Here is a 20,698-nt window from a genome sequence, read left to right as displayed (position 1 = left end):
GCCCCTGAAGAAAGAGCTTATCACTGGCCTGGTACTGGCAGGTGGCCGCGGCACGCGCATGGGTGAAATAGATAAAGGCTTGCAATGCCTGCACGACAAGCCCATGGCCGTGCATGTACTGCAAAGACTGGCGGCACAAACGGCAACTGTCATGATCAGCGCAAACCAGAACCCTGACACCTATAAGAAGTTTGGCTGCCCAGTCCATGCTGATAATATGCAAGACTTTGCTGGCCCGCTGGCGGGAATACAGGCTGGCTTACTATATTGCACTACACCCTATTTGCTTTGCGCGCCCTGCGATTCGCCATTTTTTCCAGCCGATCTGGCTGAGCGCCTGTCGTCTGTCTTGCTACAGCAAAATACAGACCTCGCCATAGCCACGACTTTGGAAAACCGCGAAGGAATTTTGCAAAAACAAATTCATCCTGTGTTTGCACTCATGAAAACTAGCGTACTACCCAGATTGACAGCATATCTTGAAAATGGCGGACGCAAAATGCAGGCCTGGCATGCCTGCCTGCAAATAAGCGAAGTCTTGTTTGAGGATAATGCAGCATTCAGGAATATCAACACGCTGAAAGAATTACAGGAACTTGAAAACTGATATGAATACTGTCCCAGGAGTAGCCAACAAGCTGCAAGACATCACCGCAAGCATGTCTGACTACAACCCCAATGCCCTTACAGTTCAACAGGCGCAAGATATCATGCGCGCCTATATCCAGCCTGTTTGTGGAATAGAAAAACTCACCATACGCCAGGCTCTGGGGCGCGTACTGGCGACGGACATCACTTCTCCGATCAACGTACCTGCCCACAACAACTCTGCCATGGATGGCTATGCTTTGCGGGGTGAAGACTTAGCTGATGGACAGGAACTGAAACTGAAGGTCACAGCTACTGTACTGGCAGGCGCAGAGTTTACCGGTACAGTCGGGCGAGGAGAATGTGTGCGCATCATGACAGGCGCGCTCATGCCAGCGGCCTGCGATACGGTAGTCCCGCAGGAATTCACGACAAAAATCAGTGATGACAAAATCAGAATAAGCGCAGGTAGTTTGCGCGCAGGCGACAATCGCCGCCTCAAAGGTGAAGACCTGGCCATGGGCACAATCGCCCTGCATAAAGGCAAGATACTGACACCAGCCGACCTTGGACTGCTTGCCTCGCTGGGCATCCCAGAAGTCAGCGTACAGAGACGGCTGCGGGTCGCCATATTTTCTACCGGTGATGAATTGCGCTCTTTGGGCGAAACACTGGAAAGCGGCTGTGTGTATGACAGTAATCGCTACACCCTGTATGGCATGCTGATGCGCATGGGTTGTGAGGTACTAGATATGGGCGTGGTGCAGGACAATCCCGACGCACTTGAAGCAGCGATGCGTAGCGCCTGTGAAAATGCCGATGCCATCATCACTTCAGGAGGTGTCTCTGTTGGCGATGCTGACCATACCCGCCAGTTGATGGACAAGCTGGGCGAAGTTGCCTTCTGGAGCATAGCCATGCGACCTGGCCGCCCCATGGCCTTTGGCAAAATCGCCTCAGCAGGCAAATCTGCCTATCTGTTTGGCCTGCCGGGTAACCCGGTTGCCGTCATGGTTTCTTTTTATTTTTTTGCGCGCCAGGCTTTGCAGCAAATGAGCGGAGCAGAAATAACACCTTTGCCCATATTCAGCGTCAAATCGAATGCAGACATACGCAAACGGCCAGGGCGCACAGAATACCAGCGCGGCATATTGTCCGTACGCGCAGATGGAGAGCTTGGCGTCAGTATTACAGGTTCACAGGGCTCCGGTATTTTACGCTCCATGTCAGAAGCCAATTGCATGATCATCCTGCATGATGACCAAGGCAATATTGCTGCTGGCGAAAAGCTCAGCGTGCTGCCATTTGCAGGTCTTATCTAAAAAATACAGTCACAATTGTATAGAAATCGTAACAGCTTCCAGCTTGACGATAAAAATAGGGATAAGCAAAGTAAAATACTGCCATTTACTTACTTTTGGAGAACAGTTTGAAAGCGACATCATGGCTCTTGGGTGCCTGTGCATCTATTGTATTACTTAGCGGCTGCGGCGGTTCCAAGTCAGATACGGCTGCCGTTGTACCATCCGTGACAAAAGTCACAACGGATCAGGTCGTTTACCGCAAGGTAACCAACTTTACGATTACCGGCCAAAATCTGGACAAGGGCTATAACGCCAGCATCCCCGCCTGCCTGACCATTACAGAATTGCCAGGTGGCACAGCTACCCAGCGCGTGTTGTCCTGCAAACTGGTTGGCGTTGGCTCAACGACTTACTCCATTACAGCGGCAAATGGCACGACACTGTTCTCCGGTCTGGTCAATCTGACACTGGCTGCACAGCCACAAGTCACGATGACAACCAGCATGGGCACGATAGTCATCGAACTCAATCCTGGCAGAGCACCTATTACTGTCGATAATTTCCTGAACTATGTCGAAAATGGCTTTTATGTAAATAAAATTTTCCATCGCGTCATCAAGAGCGCTATCGTCCAGGGCGGCGGCTTCACATCTGATTTGCAGCAACCGACAACACTGCCAGCCATCAAACTGGAAACACCAAATGGTTTGAGCAATTTGCGTGGCACTATCGCCATGGCGCGCACCAGCGATGCAAACTCTGCAACAGCACAGTTTTATCTGAATGCGGCTGACAATACCGGTTTTGACGGGCTGACAGCAGGCACTGGTTATGCAGTATTTGGCAAAATTGTGACTGGCCTGGATATCATGGACAAGATCAATGTCGTGCCAACCACAACAGCCGGCGGCATGTCTGATGTACCTGTAACACCAGTACTCATTAATTCGATGGTACAAACACAATAACATGCTATGCTGCACTCAGCAGCGCTCATGAACTTTGTAAAAAACAGGAGCCTCGTGCTCCTTTTTCACTTTTTGGGATGGAGTAAAGATGAAAAAACAATGGCAGGCAATCTTGTTGGCGACCACGCTGACAACCATGGCTATCGGCAGCGTTTCTGCCGCCGACGCATCCAAGAAAGCATCGGCTAGCGCGGCTGTTGCGGCAACGTCTGCATCTGCGGCGGCATCGGCTTCAGCATCGGCAAAAACCGAGCTTCTGGATTTGAACAGCGCGACAAAAAAAGAATTGGCAACCCTCCCTAAAATTGGTGATGTACGCTCAGATGCAATTATCAAGGGGCGTCCTTACAAAGGTAAGGATGAATTGCTTAGCAAAAAAATATTAAGCGAAGATGTTTATAACGGTATAAAAGATTTGGTAATCGCCAAACAAAAACCTGCTGAGAAAAAATAATCATGTAGTGCCACGCAGTGTCTGTAAAATCTGTTTACAGACATTGCATAAATTAGCACTCAATAGCACTGAATAGCTTGCCCTTGATCGTGTAGCACTTTGCCGTGACAGTGAGGTTCTATGTCAAGCAGGTTTTTACATCTTATTCCATGCATCAGCATGCTCACCCTGGCAACACAGGTGCATGCTGCAGATGACAGCAAGCCATTTACCATCAGTGGTTTTGGCACACTGGGTGTCGTTCATAGCAACACCCGCAATGTTGATATCGTCCGGGATCTGACACAGAATGACGGTGTTGGTTACACCAGACAAACTGATTTTGGCATGGACTCCAATTTTGGCCTCCAGCTCAACAAGAGCGTCAGTGACAATATCGACGCAGCCCTGCAAGTTGTCAGCCGCAGATCTGCAAACAAATTCCAGCCTGAAGTCACCTGGGCATATGCCCGCTACGTACCCAACGACAATCTGCAACTGCGTGCAGGCCGCCTTGGATTTGATGTTTATCTGCTGGCTGATTCACGCAATGTCGGCTATACCTATCAATGGGTAAGACCTCCCATTGATTTCTTTGGCAGCCTGATCATTTCCTATTTCGATGGCGGCGACATGGTGCTCTCTACACCATTGGGTGGCGGCATATTGCGTGCCAAAGTCTTTGCAGGTGTGGCCAGGGAAAAAACTTCAACAGGCAGCCCGGATGAATTCTTGTCCCTGAACCGTTCGCGCCTGCTCGGCGGACATCTTGAATACCAGACTTCAAACTGGATATATCGTCTGGGCTACAGCCAGCTTACATTCAAAAATGAATTTCCGCCCTTGCAGCCATTGCTGGACAACCTGCGTTCACCTTACCTGAACGCGTTTATTCCCAGTGCTGCCGGTCTGGCGAATGACCTGTCACTGACTGATAAAAAGTTCACTTATCTGTCGGCAGGTATTGCCTATGATGAGGGGCCCTTGCAGGCTCAGCTCATGCTCAATCAACTGAGCTCGGCATCCCTGCTCTTCCCCACTAACAGGGCCGCCTACCTGACTGTCGGTTATCGCATCGATCAATGGACACCTTATTTTACTTACTCGGCATCAAGACCCGTTAACAAGAGCACTGCCAGCCGCCTGCCGCTGGGCGTCAGTTCCGATATCGATATGCTCGCAGCAGCCTTCAATGACGCAATCAATAATCAATACAATCGCCAGACCACTTTCTCTCTCGGGGTGCGCTATGACCTGACAGAGAAAAGTAATGTGAAATTACAAGTAGATGACATCAAGACCGATGACTATTTTTTGGTCAGGAATAATCAGCCCGGATGGAATGGCAAAGCCAGGCTGATCAGCATTGCCTACAATTTCATTTTTTAAGAGAAAATGATGAGAGTTATTTACCATCTTCTCTTGTGTCTTGGTTTCTGGGGATGCTGTCATGCAGCACAGGCAGACCTGGTGGTGATTGCTAATCCACAAAGTGGCATAGAAAAATTGAGCAAGGATGAAGTCATCAACCTGTATATGGGTAGAAACCGCAAGCTGGCATCTGGCATAAATGCCATGCCACTGGACATGACGGCAGCCAATACCGAAAAGGCGAAGTTTTATGCATTGCTGGTCAATAAAAATCTGCCTGAAATCAATTCTTATTGGGCGAGGTTGATGTTTTCTGGCCAAGGCTCGCCGCCCATGCAGATAGAATCTGCGGATGAGGTAATGGATATCGTCAGCAGCAACAAGGCAGCCATAGGCTATATAGAACGGAAGAAGCTGGATAAACGGGTCAGAATGATTTATGACCCTACACAATAAGTGATTCCTGCATGTTAAGACTACTACGTACCAGCATCGTTTATCGCAGCGCATTCATTGTGCTTGGTATTGCCCTGCTTGTAGGTATATTTTTCGCACTGCTCAGCTATCATTTCTCTGCCCAATCTGAACAGGAACAAGCCCGCCAGCGCATGCAGGCATCGTTAAGCACGGTTGAAAATACCGCCAGCATAGCCTGCTTCGTACTGGACCAGAATCTGGCAGGAGAACTAGCACGAGGCTTATTAAAGAATGGCGACATCAGCCGGGTGCAAATCATTTCAGAAGGTAAAGTCCTTGCACAGGCTGACAAGAAACCGGTCAAAGGCAGCGATCAATCCGCGCTTGCCATACTGCCCGGCATCAGCCCATCCAATCAACTGGTGCATGAAGTTTATTCTCCATTCAATCCCAAGGAAAAAGTCTGTGAAATTCACCTGGACCCTAATATTGATTTCATCAGGGACCAGAGCACAGCCAAGGCACGCTTCATCGTCTATCTCTTGTTATTACAGGCGCTGGCCATGGCTTCTGCGGTGGTGTATGTCGTACTGACGATGATTACCAGGCCGATTAAAAATATATCAGACCGACTGCATACCCTGGCACCAGAATCCGGTGACAAGCTGGGCCTGCCAGATGGCAATGAAAAAGACGAAATCGGTCAGTTGGTACGCGACGTCAACACCCTGGTCGCCAGCCTTCTAAAGACACTCAATGAAGAGCGGACCCTACGCATGCAGCATGCGATAGGTGAGAAAAAATTTCAGACCATTTTTGAAAATGCAGAAACAGGCATCTTCCAGCTCAATTTTTCTGGTGAACTACTCTCTTACAACCCTGCCTTTCTGCGCATGTTCAGTCTTGATGATCATGGTGGCAAAGACATTATTGCCAATGCCCTGACTTCATTGCTGGAAGGCCAGGAATTACGCCTGCACCTGATGATCGATGCGGCCATCAATGAAGCCAGGATCATGTCTGACGATTTTTACATACAACTGGCAAGTTCAAGCAGCAAGAAGTGGATCAACCTCGTCATCAGCCCGGCCGAAGACGGCATATTGCAAGGCCTGGTGAATGACATTACTGAACGCAAATCGCAGGAAGAAAGTGCCAATCAACTGGCGGTAACCGATCATTTAACCGGTATCAACAATCGCCTGGGCTTTGAAAAAGAAATCAGCCGCCTGTCCAGGGAATATACCAATGGCAATGCACAAGGTTTTTTCCTGCTCATGATAGATCTGGACAAATTCAAGCAAGTCAATGACAGCCACGGCCATACCGTTGGAGACCAGGTACTCGTGCATTTTTCCCGCCTGGTCAGCAATACGGTCAGAAGATCAGATTTCATTGCCCGCCTCGGCGGCGATGAATTCATCATCCTGTTAAAAGACCTGACACATCTGGAAAAAGCAGAAGAAATTGCTCAAAAAATCATTACCCTGGCCAGCCAGCCTATCGTCATCAATGAAACCCTGTGTGTGCAAATTGGTGCCAGCATAGGGATCAGTTATACTGGCCCAAATGAATTTGATGCCAGTGATTTACTCAGTCAAGCCGATGCCGCCATGTATGAAGTCAAGCGCAGCGGTAAAAATGCCTACCGCGTTGTCCATCTTGATAGTGGCAAGCATCAACAGGCAAACGATACTATTTGATCTTCCAGCATTTCCATGACCACCATCTGGTAAAGCAAATTGGGCTGCAAGCTGATTTCCAGGGCGCAGGTATAAGTCAACTTGATCACATGGTCGTCATTGCTTTCTATTGCCCTCTCAAACAAATCCGACCAGGAGCAGAGTTGCCTATGTTTTGCACGCATGCGGCTTTCATACGCAGATTCAGACACGAGCATTGGTGCGCCAACAGAGACGTATGCTGCGCATAGCGCTACCCATAAATCTTGCCGCCTGCTGAACAGTGTTTTTTGATAGAGATAAGGCAGGACCTGCCTTGCCGCGTTGACACCCGTGACTATATGCAAGATTGTAAAGTCTCTGGTTTGCCCATAGGCCGAAATCGCCCAGAGCGCCAGTTCATCCAGCAAATTTTCAGTGACAGGCATGCCCGGTAAATTTTGCAAAAATTGTTCATCATTGACGACTGCGAACATTTTCTCTGCAATCATCCTGCCTGGATAGGTTTTGCCTCTCATGCCTTGCGATAACTGATAGAAACCAGAGACAACCGAGCTGGCTGCTGGTCGTGCGTTGATATCGATGCTGATAGCAAAGTTCGCGGCAACCAGTGCAGCGAGACTGGCAGCTATTTCCCCGTCATGCTCAGCTTGCAAACCATAGGCCAGCCGTATCAGTGCATGAAAGGCGGTCGTTGCAGGAGCGAATGGGACACGGGCCAATACATCCCTGATGACTTCGCCTTTTCCTCGCTCAGCAATACGAATGGCAAAGCAGGATTGCAGATCAGCAAAGTTTTCTCTCTTGCCAAGATAAGCCTGAAAGTCTTCATACCTGATGGTTACAGCGGGAGGCAAGGCTGGCAAGGCATAAGTATCGCGCCAATGCGCAAAGAAGTCCTGCAAACGTCTGTCACTCGCCCCCATGCCGGCAAGTGCGCACAAGGCCATGGGACAGTGGTTGGTGGTTCCCTTGCCATTCAGGGCGAACGCCCTGTTCTTGTCCAGCAAGTCCTTAAGAATCAAATTACTGCACATCGCTGTTGTTGAAGCCGTCATTTGCACTCTCCATCGATAGTTGATGTGTTGTAGTATGCAAGTTCAAGTTAACTTGAAGTCAAACACTTTTTTATGCATTGAGGTGAAATGATGGCTGATGCAAACAATACAAATCTGATCAGCATAGGTGAACTTGCCGAACGATCAGGCATCGCCGCCAGTGCTTTGCGCTTTTATGAAAGCCGTGGTTTGATTACCAGCGTACGCAGTCCTGCGCAACGTCGCCAATTCCCGCGTGAGGTATTGCGTCGCGTTGCCTTTATCAAGGCGGCGCAAACAGCAGGGCTGACACTGGAAGAAATAGAAAATAGTCTGGCTACCCTGCCCGGCCAGCGGACGCCGACAAAGCAGGATTGGGAGAAGCTATCGAGATCATGGCATGCCCTGATAGAAGAGCGCATCAGGTCATTGACAGCCTTGCGTGACCAGCTAAGTTCCTGTATAGGCTGCGGCTGCCTGTCGCTCAAATCCTGCGCGTTATATAACCCACAAGACATTGCCCATACCAGAGGTACTGGGCCGCGTTATTTAATGGGTGATAAATCTTCAGACCTGGTTTAATCAGGTCAAAGCATCTTTATTCAGTATCTGCATCACCAGCATCAATGCTGGTACCCAGAAGGCTTTGCGCAGTATCAGCAGGTAAGGCTTCAACGCTTTTGAGTTTGCGTGTCATTTGCCGCGTTCTGACTTCTGCCTGATCAATATTTTTTGCCGCTTTTTCCAGCGCGACTTTGGTGGCGGTCAGTACATCGGCAAACTTGCCAAACTCTGTCTTGACCGCTCCGAGTACTTGCCAGACTTCTGATGAGCGCTGTTCCAGCACCAGGCTACGGAAACCCATTTGCAGGCTGTTCAGCAAGGCTGACAAGGTAGATGGGCCAGAGATGGAGACGCGGCAAGTACGCTGCAATTCATCAGCCAGACCCGGCCTGCGCATGACTTCTGCATACAGTCCCTCAGTCGGCAGGAACAGGATGGCGAAATCTGTCGTCAGTGGTGGTGACAGGTATTTCTCAGAAATGGTTTTGGCTTCCAGGCGTATCGCTCTCTCCAGCTCTTTGCCTGCCTGCGCTACGCCCTCTGCATCGGCACGCTCTGCGGCATCGATCAGGCGCTCATATTGTTCCTTGGGGAATTTTGCATCGATGGGCATCCATACCGGTGCCCTGTTTTCTTCCTTGCCCGGCAACTTGATGGCAAATTCCACCCGCTCACCTGAGCCTGGTATGGTTTCTACATTTTTGGCATACTGGTCTGGTGTCAGCATTTGTTCAAGCACCATTTCCAGTTGCACTTCGCCCCAGGTGCCACGGGTTTTCACATTCGTCAGCACGCGCTTGAGATCACCAACACCTATCGCAAGCTGCTGCATCTCACCCAGACCTTGATGGACTTTTTCGAGACGGTCAGAGACTAGCTTGAATGATTCGCCCAGGCGCTGCTCCAACGTCGCATGCAATTTTTCATCCACAGTCTTGCGCATTTCTTCTAGCTTACCTGCATTGTCAGCCTGCAATTGCTGAATTTTTTGTTCCAGCGTTGCGCGTATTTCGTTCATGCGCTGGGCATTTGATTCTGTCAGTGCCAACAGAGTTTGATTCAGGCTATCACCAAAGCGTTTCAGGCTTTGGCCCTGCTCGTCACGCGCAACCTGTCCCTGCAAAATGAAAGCCTGCCTGAATTGTTCCAGTTGCTGGGCATTGGTTTCATTGAGCTTCACCAGTTGCTGGGAAAATGCATCGATCTGGTTATTTTGCAGCGTGGCCACGCTGGTCAACTGGGCCGCCAGGTTTTGCTGTAACTGGCCGAAGCTACCAGACAGTTCCTGGCGGCCAGTCTGGGCAGTCAATTGCACCTGTTCTCTTAATGCGCGTTCACTGCGTTCCTGCGTCATTTGCGACTGCAATGATTGTTGTTGAGTCTGGCGCAGTTGCTCCTGTATGGCAAGTATGCCACTTGCATCCTGCGTGCCAGACTTACGCAGTAACAGCAAAATATTCAGGACGACGGCCAGCGCAGCCAGCAAAAGTATCAGTACTTCAAACAGGCTCATAGAAAAATATTCAGGTGAAAAAGGGATTTCAAATTGCAAAGCCTGGAAACTCAGCCAGGACGGTTGCGCATCCAGTCAGCCGTCTGATAAAACGATTGCATTAAATGCTGCTGCAAATCTTCACTGACGCCAACATCCTGCATGGCCCAAGCCATGCAGCGCAGCCATTGATCACGTTCGCTGCTGGCGATGGCATATGGCAGATGGCGTGCGCGCAGGCGCGGATGACCAAACTGCTCTATATACAAATTAGGGCCGCCCATCCAGCCAGACAAAAACCAGAACAGTTTGTCGCGTGATCCATCCATGGGAGTGGGATGTAGTGCACGTATGCCAGCAAATTCTGGCTCCAGTTCCATCAAGTCATAAAACCGATCAACCATCTCACGCAGTTTTTCTGCACCACCCAGCAATTCATATAAATTGACCTGGGCTTCTTCATTATTTTCAACTTCAGTATTCATGTCATCGCTAATTTAAAACCGCTCTTAAAACCATTCAGAGTGCTGGTCTTGCCTGATTCACCCACAATTGCACTGCAGGTCTTTGCCACTGCTGGGCTGCGAACCGGACTAATTTTTCAGGCACCTGATCGCCATGCAGTGCCAGACGATTAATCATCAAAGCGAGATCAAGATCAGCGACAGACCAGTCACCAAAGAGGTTTTCAGCATTCTCTGGTATCAATGATTCACCCACCAGGAACAATTGCGCCGCTGCTGCTTTGGCAGCGTCAGACAAGGGTTCCAGCTTCTTGCCATAGAAGATGACCTGGGTATTACGCTCTACCCGTATAGGCATCAGGGCGCTACGTATCCAGGCTTGCACCTGCCTTGCCCTGGCGCGGGCGTGAGTGTCTTTGGGATAAACTGCATGCTGTGGAAATACTTCTTCCAGATACTCGGTAATCGCTGAAGATTCGGATAAGGCAAAACCATTGTGCACCAGAGTAGGCACACGCTGCGTCAGGGACGTGGCTGCATAGTCGGGCGCATGCTGGGCGTCTGCCTCCAGATCTACTGTCAACAACTCAAAGTCCAGGCATTTTTCATGCAAGGTAACGAACACCGACATCGCATAAGGGCTAGTAAATTGTGAATCCACATACAGTTTGATGTCTTGTTTTTGCAAGATATATCCTTTTAAATTAATTCAGTGCGCGTTGCTATCAAGCCTCACGCAGGCTTTGCAGGGGTGGCTGATTCAGGACATTGCGCAAACCCAGCCAGCCACCTACCACGGCACAAATAGCGCCAACAACCAGGCCTGCCAGCCATACCAAAGGCGAGAAAGTCCATTCAAAATTAAAACTGAAGCGTGCCAGTGCCCAGCCTATGGCAGATGCACCTGAAGCTGCCAATACGCCAGACAAACCGCCTATCAGCAAGAATTCTATCCACTGTGCCTGCGAGAGTTGTTTGCGGGTTGCGCCTAATGCACGCAAGAGCGCAGCCTCTCGCATCCGTACATCTTGAGAGCCAGCCAGCGCTGCATATAACACCAGCACACCAGAGGCCAGCGTGAACAGGAACAGGAATTCTACTGCCGTGATCACCTGGTCCAGCACATCCTGCATTTGCTTGATCATCGCCCCAACGTCTACAACGGTCAGGTTAGGGAAGTCACGCATGAAGCGATTGACGAAAGTTTTATCTGTTTCGGGCAAACGGAAAGCCGTGATCCAGGTTTGTGGCATATCGACCATGGCCTTGGGGTTGATGATGACAAAGAAGTTCACCCGCATCGAACCCCAGTCAAGCTTGCGCAGGCTGGTGATAGTCGAAGTCACCTGTTGACCTGCGACATCAAAAGTCATTTTGTCACCCAGCTTGAGCTTCAGAGTTTTGGCTATACCCTCTTCCACTGAAGCCTCGGCCTCGGTGGCCTTGCTATCATCATACCAGCGACCGGCGGTGATTTTATTCAGTGCAGGCATATCAGCCATGGTCGACAAATTGAATTCACGATCAACCATGCGCTTGGCCTGGTCTTCTGCATAGGTGTCGCCGGTGATAGGTTTATCATTCAAGGCGATCAGGCGGCCACGTATCATGGGGTAAAGCTCAGGTTTGCCAAAAGCCTGTACTTGCCTGGCAATATCTGCTTTTTGATCTGGCTGTATATTGATGACAAACTGATTTGGTGCATCTGCCGGGGTAGCTTTTTTCCATGCAGTGATCAGGTCACCGCGCACCACAGTCAATAACAACAAGGCCATCAAACCCAGGGCAAGGGAGACGACTTGCACGATAGTCGCGCCAGGTCGCCTTTGTAGAGCAGTAATGGCAAAACGCCAGGCAGAATGCGCGAATAATGTACGCATGCGTTTGAGTGAGAACATACCCAGCCATGCCACCAGCGCGAATACCAGCAAACCAAGCAAAAAGCCAGCCGCAGTCATCAGGCCCAGTTTGATATCCGCCGTTTGCCACAGCAACAAGGCCACGAACATGCCCAGGCCGCATGCGTAAGTCACCAGCGTCATGGCCTTGGGCGCATCCTGTTCACGTCGTATAACGCGATTATGCGGTACATTACGCAATTGCAAAATCGGTGGCAAGGCAAAACCTACCAGCAGCAATAAACCTGTGGCAATGCCCTGCACTGCAGGCAAGAAATTCGCATCCGGCAAATCCTTGGCGACCAGCTTGCCCAGCCATTCCAGCAAGACATAGTGCCCTGCATAACCCAGCAACACACCAGCGATACTACCCAACAAACCCAGGATGAGGAATTCAATCAGATACATGGACATGACCTGATTTTGTGTCAGTCCCAGGCAACGCAACATGGCGCAGGCATCCAGATGGCGCAGCATGAAGCGGCGCGCAGCCATGGCGATGGCAACTGCTGCCAGCATGGCTGACAACAGACTCACCAACGACAGGAACTGATCTGCCCTGTCCAGCGTGGCACGCATTTCCGGGCGGCCTGATTCCAGTGACTCCAGACGTATGCCTTTGAGTTTTTCACTTTCTATCTTGCCCTGCAATTCTTTTTGATAGGCAGCGATGAGCTTCGCATCGCCCGCCATGAGCAAACGATAAGTCACGCGCGACCCGTTTTGTATCAGCTTGCTGGCCGGTATATCCGCCAGCGATATCATGGCCCGTGGCGCAAAATTCATGAAACCAGCACCACGGTCGGGTTCTGTACCTATGGTCTGGGTAACCGTCAATTGCAGCTCACCCAGCTTGATTTTTTGACCTACATTCAAATTAAGGGCCGATAGCAAAGCCGGGTCTACCCACACTGTTCCGGATTGAGGGACGACATCAGTAGCGACTTCTGTCTCGCCCTTGTTCAGCTTCAACTTACCACGCAAGGGGTAATCTGCACTTACGGCTTTTAAAGAGACCAGGCGGGATATCGCTTCATCACCCTCGCCCGCCAGCGCCATACTTGGAAAAACTACCGTTTCTGCCGTCTTGAAGCCTCGCTTTTCTGCTTCTTGCCGCCACTCCGGCTTGATAGGTTGATCAGCCGCGACCAGCAAGTCAGCGCCTAGCAACTGATGGGCATCGCGGTTGAGGCCGCTGCGCATTCTGTCGGTAAAAAAACCGACCGAGGCCAGAGAGGCCACGGCGATCATCAAGGCAATCAGTAAAAAGCGCAGCTCACCAGCACGCCAGTCACGCATCGTCATACTGAGAGAGAGTTTGAACATAATTACCTTGCCAATACAGAAATTAAAATCGAATACGCACCAAATGCAGCACTATCCGACACCTCTGACAGTAGTGCTACAAAACAGCCTTTAGTTCAAAGTTTGCCTTGCTTTTTTACTCAGCTACCAACGCATTCGCAAAATCAGCGAGCAAATCCTGGGTATCTTCTATGCCGACAGAAACGCGTATCAAAGAGTCAGCTATCCCCATCTCCGCACGACGTTCTGCCCCCATCTCAAAGAAAATGGTGTGTGCAACCGGAATAACAAGGGTGCGGGTATCACCAAGATGCGTTGCATTGATCGCCAGCTTCAGGCGGTTCAGGTAATCAAAGCAATCTATCTCAGGTTTTAGCTCAAAACTGAACAAGGCACCGTAGGCAGTAAACAACTCTGTAGCCAGGACATGTTGAGGATGATCTGGCAGGCCAGGATAATGCACCGCTGCTACGCGCGGGTCGGCAGCCAGCATTTTTGCCAGCGCCAGGGCGTTCGCACATTCCCTGTCCATGCGCAGGGCAATGGTTTCTGCACCTACGGCAACCTGATGTGCTGCTTCTGGTGAAAGCGAGGCGCCAAAATCACGCAAAGCCTTGGCCCTGATTTGTGCAAGCCCTTGCATGTGCGCAGGCTGTTTGCGGAAGTTGGCAGCAATATTTGGAAATGTACTCCAGTCAAACAAGCCGGTATCTGTCAAAGCCCCACCCAGTACATTGCCATGTCCCGCGATGGATTTAGTCAGCGAATTGATCACCAGGCCAGCATGTACAACTTTGGGCTGGAACAGATAAGGCGAAGTCATGGTGTTATCGACCACAAACAGTATGCCTTTTTCACGGCACAGCTCACCTATCTTTTTTAAATCAGCGATTTGCGTGCGTGGATTGGCGATAGTCTCGACAAACACCATGCGGGTCGCTGGCGTCAGTGCGGCTGCAACATGGCTTACATCAGTAGCATCTACCAGCGACACATCAACGCCCTGCCCAGCAACGGTTTGCCACAGGCTATTGGTATTGCCAAACAAGAATGAAGAAGACACCAAATGATCACCCTGGCGCAACAATGCCTGGAACACCGCGCCTATGGCAGCCATGCCGGTCGCAAAAGCAATAGTAGCCAGCCCGCCTTCCATCTTGCTGATTTTTTCTTCCAGCGCAGAGACGGTAGGATTGCCCTGGCGGCCATAGCGGTAGCCAGATTGTTTATTCTGGAACACCGCTGCCAGATCACGCGCATCGCTGTAACCATACATGACCGAGGTATGGATGGGCTTATGAACAGAGCCATGCTCTATGTCTTTTTGTCTGTCACTGTGCAGAATGGTGGTGGTGAAACCGTATTTGGGTGATTGAGGTGTCGTGCTCATGGTGCCGGAAATAAGAATAGAAAATAAAAAGCGAGTTCTGGGAGTTTAACCCAGAACTCGCTTTTTCATTCCTGTACCGAGGTAATGAGACTGGTTAAATCAGTCCTTCAGCAAGAAAGCTTCTATCAATTCTGCCAATCTCTCTGGCTGGTCATGGTGCAGCATGTGCCCGGCATCGAAAATCATCTCTTTTTGTAGCTGCGGTATATGCTCCAGGCGCCTGTCTATTTCCAGGCGAGCTTCTTCTTTAGGCCCCATCCAGTGCCAGACATTGGTGTCATCTGCCTCCATCCACAATACCGGTGCAGTGATTTTTTGCCAGCAGGCCATGACCTCTTCAACCCGGTATAGGAGCGGACTGGTTTGCTTGTGGGCAGGGTCACCCAAAATCTCCCAGCAACCGGGACTGGTCTCTTTAGCCCAATGAGCAGAAAGAAATGCCGCTCTTTCGTCCGACAGACGGGGATTGGTTTTTTGCAAACGGGCGGCTACTTCCGCCTGCGACGCATAAGTGCGCAGGCCAGCCTGGTTTTCCAGCTCATCCAGCCATTTTCTGTAACGCCCTGGTGCCTGTTTGGGATGGGTCACCGGCATGCCAAAGCCCTCAAGATTAATAAATTTGCGCACTCGCTCTGGCCGCACGCCTGCATACAAACCAGCGACATTCGCCCCCATGCTGTGTCCGAGCAGGTTCACAGGTTCATCCGGCGAGATATGCTTTAACAGCGCATCAAGGTCACCCAGATAATCGGGAAACCAGTAAGTATCGACCTTGGGCGATTCAGTCAATCCAAAGCCACGCCAGTCGGGCGCAATTACTTGCCAGTCCTGCTTCAGGCAATCGACGACAAACTGGAAAGACGCAGACACATCCATCCAGCCATGCAGCATGATGATCTTGGGCGCATCTTCCCGCCCCCAACTGCGCACATGGTATTGCAGACCACGGATATCAAGAAAGGATGTGCGTGAAGGCTTGAATAGAGTATTCATAAGAATTTAATATTTTTCATCTGGAAATACAGGCAAACGCCAGCCTGCAAAGCACATAATCAAGTAGCATGATACCAATGCCTCAGGGCACTTGCAGCACGAACATGCAATAGCACGACCGTTCGATTATTATAACGGAGACAGGATGAAGCAGTTGAACAAACTCAAAGACAAGACTAAAAACGATACAAAAGCTGATCAAGTTACCCATGTTGATCATTATGATCAGCTTTATCACGAATTCAGATGGGATGTACCCAGCAATTTCAATATCGCAGAAGCCTGCTGTCACCGCTGGGCGGCAAAGCACAAGCATGCAAAGAAGACTGCCATCCTGTATGAAGACAGCGAGGGCAATAGCCGCCGCCTGACTTATCAGCAACTACATGAACAAGCCAACCAGCTTGCCAATCTGTTGTTGCAGGAAGGCATACAACGCGGTGATGTGATCGCCTGCATCTTGCCACAAAGGCCAGAAACTGCCATCACCATCATGGCTTGTCTGCAAATTGGCGCCATCGTCATGCCCTTGTCTTTTTTGTTCGGGCCAGAGGCGCTGGAATACCGGCTGCAACATAGCCAGTCCATCGCCATCATTCTGGATGGCAGTGGGATAAAGGCATTTGAAGAAATTCGCAGCCGCTGTCCCGACCTGAAAACCGCCATTACCGTAGATTGCGATACCAGCGACGACATGCCGCCCTGCATAGACTGGGAAACGCATGTACCCAACATGCCTGTCACTGCCCGCATTGCCGATACCCGCTCCAGCGATCCGGCCATTTTGATTTACACCAGCGGCACTACCGGTGCGCCCAAAGGTGCGCTGCTGCCTCATTCTGCCATTATCGGTAATCTGACAGGCTTTGTGGCATCGCAAAACTGGTTCCCGCAAGACGAAGATGTATTCTGGTCACCGGCTGACTGGGCCTGGACTGGCGGTTTGATGGATGCATTATTGCCTACCCTGTATTTTGGCAAACCCATCGTTGGCTACCAGGGGCGGTTCACTGCAGAAACTGCCTACTATTTGCTGGAAAAATACCAGGTCACGAATACCTTCCTGTTCCCCACCGCCTTGAAAATGATGATGAAGGCAGAGCCCAAGCCCAGGAAGAAATACAAACTGGCCGTGCGTGCCATCATGACTGCGGGTGAGGCTGTCGGTGATGCCGTTTTCAACTGGTGTGAAAAAGCCTTGCACATAACTCCAAATGAAATGTTTGGCCAGACTGAAATGAATTATATCGTCGGCAACAGCCATCAATTGTGGCCTGCCAAACCCGGCAGTATGGGGCGACCTTATCCTGGACACAGGGTGGCAGTTATTGACGATGATGGCAAAGAAGTGGCAGATGGTGAAACAGGTGAAGTTGCCATGAGCCGCTATGACGCCTATGGTCATCTTGACCCGGTGTTCTTTCTGGGCTACTGGAAAAACGACACGGCAACACGCAATAAATTCACTGGCGACTGGTGCAGAACGGGCGACCTGGCTACCCGCGACGCCGATGGCTATCTCTGGTATCAGGGCCGGGCAGATGATATGTTCAAGGCGGCTGGTTACCGCATAGGCCCATCAGAAATCGAGAATTGCCTGGTCAAACACGCAGCAGTGGCAAACGTCGCTGTCGTGCCTAAGCCAGACAAAGAACGCGGCAACCTGGTCAAAGCGTATGTGGTGTTAAGCCAGGGGTTCCAGGGTGACGATACCCTGATCAAAGAATTGCAAGAGCACGTGCGCGGCAAACTCGCCCCCTATGAATATCCGAAGGAGATAGAATTTATCGATGCCTTACCTATGACCACCACAGGCAAAATACAACGGCGCATATTACGGCTGCGTGAAGAAGAACACGCTAAAAAATAAGCCATCTAAAAAATCAGTGTTGCGCTAACACCGTAGCACTGACCAGGCCCGCAACCTGGTCCAGCATGTCGCTGATAGTCTTGCCATACAAGGTGCTATTGAAGGCTGCGCCATCGAAGACATGCTCACGTCCTACACTCACATTACCCGCAACGGCATTTGAGAATTCCTGCTGCGCCAGCAGTTGACCAGTACTTGCGTCATAGATACGTACCTCCAGTTCTATGGCACGGGTTCTTTTTTGCGTCAGACCAAACAGATTGGTATCTATCTTGGTACCGGCATTGCGTATCTCACCAGAGACGATGTAGCGGCTGGCATAAGTGCGCCCCAGTTGCTGCAAGAGGTTCACTGGCGGCACATCCTGCTGCCAGTCAAACGACAATAGATCAGGCGAGGTGCGTACCTGCACTTGTCGTTCACGCATGAGTCTGCGGGCAATCGCCTTGGGGAAACCCTGTGAAGCATCATCAATATCGAGCACCTGCACAGGCTTGTTAACCGCAAAGCCTGTCAATACCAAGGCCTTATTGGATGGCAAATTAGGTGGCAAACCGGGATCGGTCATTTGTGCGATGGAGTGCGCAGAAAAGAATACGCCGAGTAAAATTAACGCGATCCGGTTTACCATTGATCTGATTGAGCTGATTGATCTTATGAGTGCTGTCATGACATTCTTCAATGCAAGTGGTTTATCTTGATTACGACAGTAACAGCAACAACTTTAAGCATCCATTACAATCCTTCATTCACCAACCAGCTTTGACACCATCTCCATGAGTTCATCTCTGATCATTACACTAGTCAAATCCGACGATGCCGCTGCCGTACTCGCATTTGAACAAGAAAACCGCGACCATTTTGAAGAATGGATAGCCAGCCGTGGCAATGACTTTTATTGCCTGCCAGAAGTACGCTCCAGCCTGGAGCAAGCCCAATACCTGGCCAGCGCCAATCGTGAATATCACTATCTGGCATGGATAGAAAATGAAGTTGTTGGACGCATCACCCTGCGCGGCGTTGAACAAGATCAGTACCATAAGGCTTTTCTGGGTTACCGCTTCAGCCAGCGCCACGGCGGCCATGGTTATGCGACGGCAGCAGTCAATGCCGTAGTCAGCCAGGCATTTGAAGAACTCAAACTGAACCGGATTGAAGCGACCGTCATTATCGACAACCTGCCATCCCAGGCCATTATGCGCAAATGCGGCTTCAGGGAGTATGGCCACTCGCATGCTTCGGTCTTTCGCAATGGTGTATGGCTGGATATGCTGCATTATGAAAAGCTGAACACGGTGCGCCCGGCCTGAATGACGGCTCATCCCCAGAATTTTGCAGTTCATCGCAAAGCGTGGGCAGGTAAAAACAAAATTGGCAATACTGGCACCAATGCAAACACCTTTCATTGGAGAAAACCATGCGCCACATCTTGTTGATAGCTGCCCTGTTGCTGAGTTCTACTGCTTTTGCCGATGAGCAAACCCGTAACCTGCCCGCCTTCAAATCCATCAAGACCCGCAGCGCCTTCAGCCTGGTGGTGGAAGTTGGCAAACCCCAGTCGGTACAAGTCAAGGGCAATGAAAGGTTTGTCAATAACGTCATTACTGAGGTCATTGGTGACGAACTGATCATTTCTTACAAAGAAAAAAATTCCATCAAGGTCAGTGACAACTCCCAGGTCATCATCAGCATCCCTGAGATGAGCCGTTTCAAGATGGAAGGCGCAGGTAAGACCATCTTGAACAATCTTTCTGGCCCCCACTTTGCCTTGTATTACGAAGGTGCAGGCATGCTGGTGGCAAATGGCAAAGTCAAATCATTTATCCTGCGTGCCGAAGGTGTAGGCCTGGTAGAAACCAAGAACCTGATCGCTGAACAGGTAGATGCCCACATAGAAGGCATAGGCTCGGTATCGGTCAATGCACGCGAGAGCCTGAATGCATCCGTACAAGGCATAGGCAGCCTGACTTATTATGGCCACCCACGCAATGTCAGCAAATCTGTGGAAGGTATAGGCTCAGTACGTGCCGGAGATTAAATATTTGCCGCTGCCTGCAGGGCACGCAGCTCATCCTCATCAAACCCTGCTGCTCTCCTTCCTTCCAGGTTAAAAGGTCCCCGCACTGGCGGGGCCTTGTATTTGCGGGTCATTTCGGCATATGTCGAAATAATATCCAGGCCCTGCTCTGCACACAGTTTTTTGTACCAAAAATTGCCAATGGCAACATGGCCAATTTCATCATGCAGGATAATCGCCAGAATATCGGCAGCAGCATGGTCACCAGCCTGTGCCAGTTTGGCCATGACGGCAGGCGTCGCATCGAGACCACGTGCCTCCAGCGTGCGTGGCACCAGGGCTAATCGCGCTAATAGATCACCCCTGGTTTTCTCTGCCATTTCCCACATGCTGTTATGCGCGGGGAAGTCGCCATAAGCAAAACCCTGGGTATGCAGATGCCCTATCAGCAACTGGAAGTGATAAGCCTCTTCCTTGGCCACTTTCAGCCAGTCCAGGTAAAACTGCGCTGGCATGCCGGCAAAGCGCCAGATAATGTCTGCCGCCAGATTGACTGCGTTCAATTCTATATGCGCCAGTGCATGAATGAGCACCGCCCTGCCTTCTACCGTATTCATGGCGCGCCGTCCCACCTTACCTGGCGGCACCAGTTCTGGCTTGCTCAAACGCCCGGGTATACCTTCAGGCTCAGCAAAAACTGTGGCAACATCCAGCAAGGGCTCCTTGAGAATTGCATGGATAGCCTCACATTTACGTTGAGGATCAGATTCCAGTACCGCAGCCAATGCGCATGCTCTTAACTCATTAATAACTTTATCTTTCATATACATGTGAAGCCAGGCAAGTAAGCCCTCAGGGGTTTACAATACTGTTTTCGCTAAAAAAGCGTCATTTTACGGAATAAC

Annotated in this window: 20 protein-coding genes; 11 read left to right on the top strand and 9 right to left on the bottom strand. The window is 50.4% G+C overall.

The features are described 5' to 3' along the window. Positions 1–58: 58 nt before the first annotated feature. From mobA to ACO0LL_RS11715, 7 genes are all read left to right on the top strand, one after another. Positions 59–607, top strand: coding sequence for a molybdenum cofactor guanylyltransferase MobA (mobA, locus tag ACO0LL_RS11745; RefSeq protein WP_422951105.1), 549 nt, complete (start codon positions 59–61; stop codon positions 605–607). 1 nt (position 608) lies between these two features. Continuing rightward, the gene (glp, locus tag ACO0LL_RS11740; RefSeq protein WP_422951050.1) at positions 609–1,910 is read left to right on the top strand and encodes a gephyrin-like molybdotransferase Glp; all 1,302 of its coding nucleotides are present in this window, start codon (positions 609–611) and stop codon (positions 1,908–1,910) included. 107 nt (positions 1,911–2,017) lie between these two features. Beyond that, positions 2,018–2,860, top strand: coding sequence for a peptidylprolyl isomerase (locus tag ACO0LL_RS11735; protein WP_422951049.1), 843 nt, complete (start codon positions 2,018–2,020; stop codon positions 2,858–2,860). An 88-nt stretch (positions 2,861–2,948) separates the two neighbouring features. Continuing rightward, positions 2,949–3,314 (top strand): ComEA family DNA-binding protein, encoded by a 366-nt coding sequence (locus ACO0LL_RS11730; RefSeq protein WP_422951048.1) that lies wholly within the window; start codon positions 2,949–2,951, stop codon positions 3,312–3,314. Positions 3,315–3,473: 159 nt separating this feature from the next. Then, the gene (locus ACO0LL_RS11725) at positions 3,474–4,682 is read left to right on the top strand and encodes a hypothetical protein (protein WP_422951047.1); all 1,209 of its coding nucleotides are present in this window, start codon (positions 3,474–3,476) and stop codon (positions 4,680–4,682) included. 9 nt (positions 4,683–4,691) lie between these two features. Further along, a complete protein-coding gene (locus ACO0LL_RS11720; protein ID WP_422951046.1) occupies positions 4,692–5,120 on the top strand; it encodes a hypothetical protein in 429 nt (142 codons plus the stop codon). A gap of 11 nt (positions 5,121–5,131) precedes the next feature. Further along, the gene (locus ACO0LL_RS11715; protein WP_422951045.1) at positions 5,132–6,784 is read left to right on the top strand and encodes a diguanylate cyclase domain-containing protein; all 1,653 of its coding nucleotides are present in this window, start codon (positions 5,132–5,134) and stop codon (positions 6,782–6,784) included. Here ACO0LL_RS11715 and ACO0LL_RS11710 read toward each other — a convergent pair. Next, complete coding sequence (locus ACO0LL_RS11710; RefSeq protein ID WP_422951044.1) at positions 6,760–7,821, bottom strand: questin oxidase family protein; 1,062 nt, start codon at positions 7,819–7,821, stop codon at positions 6,760–6,762. The genes ACO0LL_RS11715 and ACO0LL_RS11710 overlap by 25 nt on opposite strands. Before the next feature lie 90 nt (positions 7,822–7,911). Here ACO0LL_RS11710 and soxR point away from each other — a divergent pair, with 90 nt between their 5' ends. Beyond that, positions 7,912–8,382, top strand: a complete 471-nt coding sequence (soxR, locus tag ACO0LL_RS11705) for a redox-sensitive transcriptional activator SoxR (protein ID WP_422951043.1) — start codon at positions 7,912–7,914, stop codon at positions 8,380–8,382. A 16-nt stretch (positions 8,383–8,398) separates the two neighbouring features. Here soxR and ACO0LL_RS11700 read toward each other — a convergent pair whose 3' ends face one another. From ACO0LL_RS11700 to ACO0LL_RS11675, 6 genes are all read right to left on the bottom strand, one after another. After that, positions 8,399–9,877, bottom strand: a complete 1,479-nt coding sequence (locus tag ACO0LL_RS11700) for a DNA recombination protein RmuC (protein ID WP_422951042.1) — start codon at positions 9,875–9,877, stop codon at positions 8,399–8,401. Between the two features lie 50 nt (positions 9,878–9,927). After that, positions 9,928–10,341, bottom strand: coding sequence for a group II truncated hemoglobin (locus ACO0LL_RS11695; RefSeq protein WP_422951041.1), 414 nt, complete (start codon positions 10,339–10,341; stop codon positions 9,928–9,930). A gap of 34 nt (positions 10,342–10,375) precedes the next feature. Beyond that, on the bottom strand, positions 10,376–11,008 hold the full coding sequence (gene yfcF / locus ACO0LL_RS11690) for a glutathione transferase (protein WP_422951040.1): 633 nt from the start codon (positions 11,006–11,008) through the stop codon (positions 10,376–10,378). A 37-nt stretch (positions 11,009–11,045) separates the two neighbouring features. Continuing rightward, the gene (locus ACO0LL_RS11685) at positions 11,046–13,544 is read right to left on the bottom strand and encodes an ABC transporter permease (protein WP_422951039.1); all 2,499 of its coding nucleotides are present in this window, start codon (positions 13,542–13,544) and stop codon (positions 11,046–11,048) included. A 115-nt stretch (positions 13,545–13,659) separates the two neighbouring features. Next, a complete protein-coding gene (locus tag ACO0LL_RS11680; RefSeq protein ID WP_422951038.1) occupies positions 13,660–14,913 on the bottom strand; it encodes a cystathionine gamma-synthase family protein in 1,254 nt (417 codons plus the stop codon). Between the two features lie 99 nt (positions 14,914–15,012). Further along, the gene (locus ACO0LL_RS11675; protein ID WP_422951037.1) at positions 15,013–15,906 is read right to left on the bottom strand and encodes an alpha/beta fold hydrolase; all 894 of its coding nucleotides are present in this window, start codon (positions 15,904–15,906) and stop codon (positions 15,013–15,015) included. A 145-nt stretch (positions 15,907–16,051) separates the two neighbouring features. Between ACO0LL_RS11675 and ACO0LL_RS11670 the strand changes: the two genes are divergently transcribed. Next, a complete protein-coding gene (locus ACO0LL_RS11670; protein WP_422951036.1) occupies positions 16,052–17,776 on the top strand; it encodes an acyl-CoA synthetase in 1,725 nt (574 codons plus the stop codon). Positions 17,777–17,789: 13 nt separating this feature from the next. Here ACO0LL_RS11670 and ACO0LL_RS11665 read toward each other — a convergent pair whose 3' ends face one another. After that, a complete protein-coding gene (locus tag ACO0LL_RS11665) occupies positions 17,790–18,344 on the bottom strand; it encodes a flagella assembly protein FlgT middle domain-containing protein (protein WP_422951035.1) in 555 nt (184 codons plus the stop codon). Between the two features lie 208 nt (positions 18,345–18,552). On the opposite strand from ACO0LL_RS11665, the gene ACO0LL_RS11660 reads away from it, so the two are divergent. Together ACO0LL_RS11660 and ACO0LL_RS11655 are read left to right on the top strand one after the other, a co-directional pair. After that, positions 18,553–19,086, top strand: coding sequence for a GNAT family N-acetyltransferase (locus tag ACO0LL_RS11660; protein WP_422951034.1), 534 nt, complete (start codon positions 18,553–18,555; stop codon positions 19,084–19,086). Between the two features lie 107 nt (positions 19,087–19,193). Then, positions 19,194–19,814 (top strand): GIN domain-containing protein, encoded by a 621-nt coding sequence (locus ACO0LL_RS11655; protein ID WP_422951033.1) that lies wholly within the window; start codon positions 19,194–19,196, stop codon positions 19,812–19,814. Here the strand turns inward: ACO0LL_RS11655 and ACO0LL_RS11650 are convergent. Continuing rightward, entirely contained in the window at positions 19,811–20,617 is an 807-nt protein-coding gene (locus ACO0LL_RS11650; RefSeq protein WP_422951032.1) for a ferritin-like domain-containing protein, read from the bottom strand. The two genes, ACO0LL_RS11655 and ACO0LL_RS11650, sit on opposite strands and share 4 nt — an antisense overlap. Positions 20,618–20,698: the final 81 nt, after the last annotated feature.

This window comes from Undibacterium sp. TC4M20W (assembly GCF_049340245.1).
Classification (GTDB): domain Bacteria; phylum Pseudomonadota; class Gammaproteobacteria; order Burkholderiales; family Burkholderiaceae_D; genus Undibacterium.
The sequence above is the reverse complement of the archived record's forward strand: the minus strand, read 5'-3'. Positions and strand labels throughout refer to the sequence as shown.